This window comes from Maritimimonas sp. 2210JD6-3, from assembly GCF_056591795.1.
Genome location: NZ_JBWQOJ010000042.1, coordinates 19,531 through 27,591, shown reverse-complemented (window position 1 = coordinate 27,591; position 8,061 = coordinate 19,531). Strand labels below are relative to the sequence as shown.

Genomic DNA, 8,061 nt, shown 5'->3' with positions numbered 1-8,061 from the left:
AATAATATTATTTAAATGTTGAACTCTTTAACCTTATTTTTACCGTAATAAAGAGTTGCCTTAGTAGAGCTTTTAAAAAAAGGGAAAAACAAAATTAATTTCTTTTTTTTAAAATCTTTGGGTTTATAATATATCACCTTTTGATTAGGTCTTCTTTTAGAACCGAAATTTATTGGAAATACTATGTCTTGATATCCATCCATTTTATAGTCATAAAATTTATCTTTAATAGTTGGATCATACGAATATTGGAAAGATCTTTTTCTATCCGACTTTATTTCTTCATCAACTAATTTGGTAAAAGATTGGTAAGCGGTCAGTTCCTGTCTAGAAGCATCAATAAGTTTAATTCTACTTTTAGTTAACTCATCAACTAAAAAAAAATTATTTACATCTATAACTTCTCTTTTATCGGTTAAACTAAACATGTTTACTTTAACCATAATTGTTTCAATCTCCTTTGACTTGATAACAATTAAAGTATGAGCTTGAGTTAATTTCGAGATCTTTTTTGCTTTTTTAAATCCAAGCTCAATCTTTCCATTTTCTATTTTTGTTTGAGAAAATGTATTAAAAGATAGAAGTAAAAAAAGAATGTAAAATATTCTTTTCATTATTATTATAGATATTAAAAAGATTATTTCAGACTACCTGTCATATCCTCAGGTTTCACCCAGGCATCATATTCTTCAGCGGTAACATATCCTAAATTGATAGCTTCTTCCCGCAAAGTCGTACCATTTTTATGTGCAGTATTGGCAATTTCAGCCGCTTTATAATATCCGATCTTCGTATTTAAAGCAGTAACTAACATTAAAGAATTATTTAATAATTCTTTAATTTTTGTATGATTTGGTTCAATACCAATTGCACAATTATCATTAAAGGATACACAAGCATCGCCAATCAATCTCGCCGATTGCAAAAGATTTGCAGCCATCATGGGTTTAAAAACATTTAATTCGTAATGCCCTTGTGTACCACCTACAGTTACCGCTACATCATTCCCCATGACCTGCGCACAAACCATTGTGATAGCTTCAACTTGCGTAGGATTTACCTTTCCAGGCATAATAGATGAACCAGGCTCGTTGGCTGGAATGATCAATTCACCAATGCCAGAGCGAGGTCCAGATGCCATCATACGAATATCATTTGCAATTTTATTTAACGATACCGCTAGCTGTTTTAGAGCACCATGAGATTCTACGATAGCGTCATGCGCCGCTAAGGCTTCAAACTTATTTTCAGCAGTTATAAATGGTAAGCCAGTGAATTCAGCAATATATTTTGCAACGGTAACATCATATCCCTCTGGTGTGTTTAAACCTGTACCTACTGCGGTACCTCCTAATGCTAATTCAGATAAATGCGCTAACGTATTTTTTAAGGCTTTTAGTCCGTGATTTAATTGAGAAACATACCCAGAAAATTCTTGACCTACAGTTAGTGGTGTAGCATCCATTAAATGGGTACGACCAATCTTAACTACATTCTTAAATTCTTCTGACTTATTCTTTAAAGTATCTCTCAGTTTTTCTACACCGGGTATTGTTGTTTCAACAATCATCTTATAGCAGGCGATATGCATTCCGGTAGGAAACGTATCGTTAGACGATTGTGATTTATTCACATCATCATTTGGTTGAATTGTTTTTTCGCCATCACCGATCTTTTTACCTGCGATTTCATGCGCACGATTCGCAATCACTTCATTTACATTCATATTGCTTTGCGTGCCAGAGCCCGTTTGCCAGATCACCAAAGGAAATTGATCATCGTGCTTCCCATCTAGTATTTCATCACATACCTGAGCAATTAAATCACGTTTTTCTTCGGCTAATACACCCAGTTCACAATTTGTATAAGCTGCTGCTTTTTTTAAGTATGCAAAACCATACACAACTTCTAATGGCATTGAAGCTGGAGGGCCAATTTTAAAATTATTACGTGATCTTTCCGTTTGAGCACCCCAATATTTATCGGCAGGTACTTTTACCTGACCCATAGTGTCTTTTTCTATTCTATAGTCCATCTAAATGAATTGATTTTAGTAGGTTGTAAAGTTACAAAATAGCTGGTGAAAGAAGCTTGGTTTTATTGAACGATTTGAAAAATTGCAAGTGCATAAATAGCAAATCGCAAAAATCGGAATAAACCAAAAGTCATAACACCTTTTAAAGGATAATTAATCATACCCGCAGCAATACACGTAATGGAAAAGGGTATAGGCAATAAGGCACCTGTTAAAATTAAAAAACCACCCCACTTCTTCGTGTTTTTTAAATGCTTAGACATTTTGTTTTCTAAATAACTCTTTACAGAATTAATCTTCAATGCTGCCTTACCAATAAAAAATGAAATAATACCGCCTGTATATGACAATAAGGCTAATATAGATAGATAGAAAATAGGATCTGAAGTCTTTTTAGACCATGCAATAAAAATTTCGGGTGGGATTAGTCCCAAGAAAGATTCTGATAAAAAGAAAATACCTAAGATGCCATTTGTATCATAGATTTCGGTGATTTTTTGTAATCCATCATTTATATTATAGATGTACTTATTAAACAAAATCAATGCTACAATAATACTAAGAATAGGAAGTATTGCTTTTTTTAAGCTCTTACCTATAAAGCTATAAAACCCAGTATAAGAATAATACTGATGTAGTAGTCTTAATCTAGATTTTTTTTGAACTTTAATTCCTTTTTTCATTAGCACTTAAATCAGTTTACAAATTTAATAACTATTATAGTTAGATACAATAACGAAAAAGGTATTAACTTATTTTTAGGATTTAACTACCAAATTCTTCACCATCACCATCAAAATCTTGACGACCTTGTCTCTGACGTTTCTTCTTCTGATTAAAACGATACGTGAAGGATAGATTAAAACTTCTTTCACGCCATTGAAATTCACTTATACCCGTAAAAGTAGGCGCAAAAACATCCGAAATACGTTTTCTCGAATTAAATAAATCACTAACATTGATAGCTAACGAGGCTTTTTCCTTGAATAAATCTTTACTTAAAGCCATGTTCATTGAGAAGATACCTCTATTTTTACTTTGTGCAGTCTCACTAGGCCCTCTATACACTGCTGTAGTTTGCCAGTCAATTTTAGCAGGTAGTGTCAACTTATTATTCAAACGTGCAAACCAACTTGTGTTTTTAGCATCAAGACTTTCTCCTACTGGATTTTGTCCTTTTGTAATAGAATGAAAAAGGTTAAAGTTTCCGTTCACGCGCCATTTTCTACTAGGATTATAGGTCAAAGTGAATTCGAAACCATAACGCTCATTCGTATCTAGATTTAAAGGAGACCTTCTAATTATTGGTACTTCTTGTCCATTAAAATCAACAGTTTCTCCTGTGGGGAATGCCACAAATGAAAAGACATCTTTTGAATATTGATAATAAATAGAAGAGTTTAAAGTCAACTTACCTATTCTGTTTAAATAACCTAAATCAACCGCATCCGATAAAAAGGGATCAAGATCTGGGTTTCCCTGAAAAATGTTGGTAGCACTTGATCTTGACGGAAACGGATTTATAAATCTTGATCTGGGTCTTCGAATTCTTCTATTATAACCAAATGTTATGTTTTCTTTTTCAGAAATCTCATACCCTATATTGACAGTTGGAAAGAAATAAGCATATTCTTTAACCTGTTTATCATTAGTAGTAATTTGATCTATGGTAATTCTAGTTGTTTCAAGACGCAAACCTAGTAGTACAGATATTTTATTCAATTTTGTTCCATACTGTGAGTAAATTGCATTTATATATTCATTAAAAAGCAATCTGTTAGAAAGATCAGTATTTAAAACGGGAAGATTGTTAATAATACTATCGACTCTATAATCGGTATCTAATCTATTGAAATTACCTCGATAACCAAATTCGAGTTGAGTTTTCTCGCTAATAGGTAGAACATAATCTGTTTGTAGTAAAATACGATTTTGGTTTTCATCGGTTCGTACTTTTTCTACATCAATATCATCCTGATTAATTAAGGAATTTTCTTCCTCGCCACTTTGTTCATATTGAAAATCTGCGGTGAATGTATGTCCGTCAGTTTTAAATTTCTTATCATAATTTAAAGAATATTGGACTGTTTTATCATCTTCTAATTCAGGATCGATGCGCACAGAAGTTGTTGCTACATTATTTTCATTTCTTTGAAATATTCTGTTGGTTGTATTACTTTCATTATCACTTTCTCTGAACAACGCAGAAGCAGTTAATGATGATGTTTTATTTATGTACCATTCGATACCTAAATTTGTATTCAAACCTTTACGAATTCTATCAAAATCTCGATCTTCTTCAATAAATGAATTATTGTTTGCGAATGTGGTAGAAGCAAAAGAATTCCCAGGAACTTCTCTATATCTATATCCTGATGTTGTAAAGAAATTTACATCTCCTGTTCTATAGTTCAAATTTCCTGAGATTCCACCTGAAGTTGGATACCCGCCATTTAATGTAATGGCACCATTTAAGCCTTGTAGTTTACTTCTTCTTAAAATAATATTCAAAATACCAGCTGTGCCTTCAGCATCATATCGTGCTGATGGGGAGGTGATTACTTCTACTTTTTCAATTGCATCGGCAGGTAGCTGGCGTAGTGCATCAGTAGAACTTAAACCAACTAAACCTGATGGTTTTCCATTAATTAAAATTCGAACATTATCATTTCCGCGTAAAGCCACATTACCTTCAACATCTACTGAAACCGAGGGAACATTATCTAAAACGTCACTAACGGTTCCACCTTTCACAGTGAGATCTTTACCAACATTATAGATCTTTTTATCTAATCTAATTTGTACTGTAGTTTTTTCGGCAATAACTTCAACTTCGTCTAAAGTCTGTGCATCAGGTTCTAAAGCTATGGTGCCCAAATTGGTATTGGTAGTCAGTATTTTATCTTGTATTTTATGGGTTTTTAGTGATAAAAATTCTATACTAATATTATAAACTCCTTTCGTAGTTTCGATACTAAAATTTCCATTTGAATCGGTAATACCACCTGTAACTTTTTTCGTTCTCGAATGTGTTAATACTATAGTAGCATATTCAAGAGGTTGTTTCGTTTCTTTTTCAATAACCTTACCTGTAAGTTCAATTTTTTGCAGAGAAACGCTATTTTGAGGTTTCTGTGAAAGTGTGATTTGATAACTCAATAGCACAATTGTCATTATCAAGATCTTATAGTCTTTCATTAAGTTTAGTTTTTAAGCTATTTTGACAAGCGAAAGTAATTTAGGTTTAATCTATCTGTAGTTAATTTTATGTTAAAAGAAATGTCAATAAATCTTAATTTGAACATAAATAATTTAAAAATAAATACTATTTTTGACCAGCATTTTAACAAAAGGTATTTATGGAAATTTCACAATTTTTTGGTTTTTTAATTTTCTTAACAGTTTTTACAATGGGTTTTTGGATGATGTTCTTTCTGTTAGGTTTTGTAGTACCTTACTGGATTATAGGTTCGTTACTTGAAGAATTTAAACTTAGAAAAGAAGCCAAGAGGAACAAATAAAAGTTGCTCTTTCGATTAAATAATATAAAAAAGATGGTTTTTAAACCATCTTTTTACTTTTTAGAACTTATCTTGTTTATCTTCTAAGTCGTCTTTTTTAAGATCGTCACTTTTATCTTTAGCACTTTTTCTTTTTTGATTAAACCTATAGGTAAACGCTAGGTTAAATGAGTTTTCATAAAAGACATTCCTTATGGTCTTGATATTTTCTTCAAAAGAAATCAGTTTTCCTCTTTTAGTAGCAAATAAGTCATTAGCTTTTAATGTAAGGGTCGCGTTTTTGTTAAAAAAATCTTTACTAATGGCAAGATTTAACCAGTGTAATGGTTTTTGTTCTCTTAAGCCATTTAATTTTAGCTTAGATTGATACGTATATCCTAAATTAAATCTGAGACCATTGTCTAATGATACAATAGTATTACCAGAAGCATAGACAACATTATTAGTTACATTATATTCTTCATCTATTGTATTGATAATTTCCTTTCTGTAAGGGCTTGCATAAGCTCTTAACCTTAGCCATTTGGTTGGTTTATAAGTAAGATCTACATCAAAACCAAAAAGATTCTGATTACCACTATTTATGATTGATCGTATAAAGATTACATCTCCATTATCTGTTTGTTGTCCAGAATCTTCAAATATGGTTAGAAAAGAATCTTTATTTAAATTAAAAAATATAGATGAGGCCAATGAAAGTTTTTTAAAACTGGTATCAAAAAGTAATTCGAAGTAGTTGTTGTAATATGGATTTAAATCTAGATTACCAACACTTTGAAAACGCTCATCACTAAAACTGATAAAAGGACTTATTTGAGGAATCCCTGGGCGTTCTATAGACCTCGAATAGTTTAAAGACAGATATGATTTTTCACTTATTTCATAACCTAAATTTAAGGAGGGAAAAATATCAGTATAATCTTTTACTATTGATGTGTTATTCTGAGTATTTTCTATTTTTATATCTGTAATTTCTGTTCGTAAACCTAAACTCAAAGTCAGCTTTTTGAAAGTTTGGTCGTATTGTCCGTAAAACCCATGAACAAATTCATTATAATCAATACTATTATCTAAATCATTAATCGTTTGAAAATCTCCAGTATTATCGTCAAATGCTTCAACTAAAAATTGATTTTCGTAAAAGCGCAGTGTACCCTTATATCCAATCTGTAGCACACCCTCTTTACTAGTCGGTAAGGCATAATCAATTTGAGCATCTAAATGATTTAAATCTTGCTTCTTAGCAACTTTTTGAAAAATAGTATTCCCTATATTTTGAAATTCGTTAATGGTCCCTTTGGTTTTTGATGCGGTGTTCTCATATTTAAAATTAGTGGTAAGCTCATGACCTTCGTTATTGAATTTTCGCTTATAACCAATCTGTCCTTCAATTCTAGAGTTATCTTCTTTATCTGTGGCATTTCTATCAAAATCAGAAGCATCAATATTCGAGAAGTTATTTTTGTTCAATAAATTCACTAAAAAAGATGTATTAATACTATTTTTCTCGTCAGGATAAAAATCACTACCAATACTAAATAAAGCTCTGTTATGAATACGATTTTCATTGTTTTTAGTAAAAAGATCAACATCAGGTTGGTTATAGTCGGTAATTTTTAAATTATCGGAATGGTTAAAACTGATTGTTGAATACAAATTCACTTTGTCTGAATCTTCATTTAAAAATGTTGAGAAGCCATGATTATCAGGAATGCCCGTGTGAACTTCTATTGAACCATTGAAACCTTTACCCAATCGTTTTTTTGTGATAATATTTAGAATAGCTCCTCCACCAGCAGAACTATACTTAGCGGATCTTGTGATAATTTCGACTTTGTCAATGCTATTCGAGGGTATCGATTTTAATATATCGGTATTGGCATTAAGACCAAATTGAGGTTTTCCATCGATTAGAATGGTATTTGTTGTAACTCCTCTAATAACGATAGCTCCATCTTCATTAACGCGTACTGAAGGGGTGTTATTGAGTACATCTATAGCATTACCACCTCTATTCAAAATATCAGAAGAAGCATTATAAATTCTCTTGTTGAATTTAACTTCCATAAGTTGCTTTTCTGCTGTAACCTTTACTTCATCCAATGTATTATCGGGCACCAGTTTAATTACACCCATGTTTGTATTTTTATTATAATTGGTAAGTGGGTATAACAGTTCTTTAAATGATAAAAAACTAACTTTTACAATATATTTACCTGGGTTAAGTTTAACAGAAAATAATCCTTTTACATCAGTAGAAGCACCGCTAACAATAGAATCATTATTGTTATAAATAGCGATAGTCGCATATTCTAAAGCTTGCCTTGTTTCTTTATCTATTACTTTACCATTTAAAATAATAGGATTGGTCTCTGATTGTGAGAAACCGAGAATAATAGGTATAACAATAAAAATGAAAAGAATGTGTATTTTTTTCATTAAGTAAACTTAGAAAGGTAAAAGTATCATTTATATTATTAGTATGAAATAGTGGTTTATAGGTAA

General features: G+C 31.3%; 6 protein-coding genes. 1 reads left to right on the top strand and 5 read right to left on the bottom strand.

What is annotated here, in order from left to right:
- Positions 1–11 precede the first annotated feature (11 nt).
- From AC1EUY_RS14045 to AC1EUY_RS14030, 4 genes are all read right to left on the bottom strand, one after another.
- Positions 12–614 (bottom strand): hypothetical protein, encoded by a 603-nt coding sequence (locus tag AC1EUY_RS14045; RefSeq protein WP_480196179.1) that lies wholly within the window; start codon positions 612–614, stop codon positions 12–14.
- Between the two features lie 23 nt (positions 615–637).
- Positions 638–2,035 (bottom strand): class II fumarate hydratase, encoded by a 1,398-nt coding sequence (fumC, locus tag AC1EUY_RS14040; RefSeq protein ID WP_480196178.1) that lies wholly within the window; start codon positions 2,033–2,035, stop codon positions 638–640.
- Between the two features lie 62 nt (positions 2,036–2,097).
- Complete coding sequence (locus tag AC1EUY_RS14035; RefSeq protein WP_480196177.1) at positions 2,098–2,718, bottom strand: YqaA family protein; 621 nt, start codon at positions 2,716–2,718, stop codon at positions 2,098–2,100.
- Positions 2,719–2,800: 82 nt separating this feature from the next.
- Complete coding sequence (locus AC1EUY_RS14030; protein ID WP_480196176.1) at positions 2,801–5,233, bottom strand: TonB-dependent receptor; 2,433 nt, start codon at positions 5,231–5,233, stop codon at positions 2,801–2,803.
- A gap of 161 nt (positions 5,234–5,394) precedes the next feature.
- Here AC1EUY_RS14030 and AC1EUY_RS14025 point away from each other — a divergent pair, with 161 nt between their 5' ends.
- Entirely contained in the window at positions 5,395–5,556 is a 162-nt protein-coding gene (locus AC1EUY_RS14025; protein WP_480196175.1) for a hypothetical protein, read from the top strand.
- Between the two features lie 60 nt (positions 5,557–5,616).
- Here AC1EUY_RS14025 and AC1EUY_RS14020 read toward each other — a convergent pair whose 3' ends face one another.
- Entirely contained in the window at positions 5,617–7,995 is a 2,379-nt protein-coding gene (locus AC1EUY_RS14020) for a TonB-dependent receptor (protein WP_480196174.1), read from the bottom strand.
- Positions 7,996–8,061 lie beyond the last annotated feature (66 nt).

Bases quoted from the DNA above. Each gene is read 5' to 3' on its own strand.
- AC1EUY_RS14045 (WP_480196179.1), bottom strand. From the start codon at position 614: ATGAAAAGAATATTTTACATTCTTTTTTTACTTCTATCTTTTAATACA.
- fumC (WP_480196178.1), bottom strand. From the start codon at position 2,035: ATGGACTATAGAATAGAAAAAGACACTATGGGTCAGGTAAAAGTACCT.
- AC1EUY_RS14035 (WP_480196177.1), bottom strand. From the start codon at position 2,718: ATGAAAAAAGGAATTAAAGTTCAAAAAAAATCTAGATTAAGACTACTA.
- AC1EUY_RS14030 (WP_480196176.1), bottom strand. From the start codon at position 5,233: ATGAAAGACTATAAGATCTTGATAATGACAATTGTGCTATTGAGTTAT.
- AC1EUY_RS14025 (WP_480196175.1), top strand. From the start codon at position 5,395: ATGGAAATTTCACAATTTTTTGGTTTTTTAATTTTCTTAACAGTTTTT.
- AC1EUY_RS14020 (WP_480196174.1), bottom strand. From the start codon at position 7,995: ATGAAAAAAATACACATTCTTTTCATTTTTATTGTTATACCTATTATT.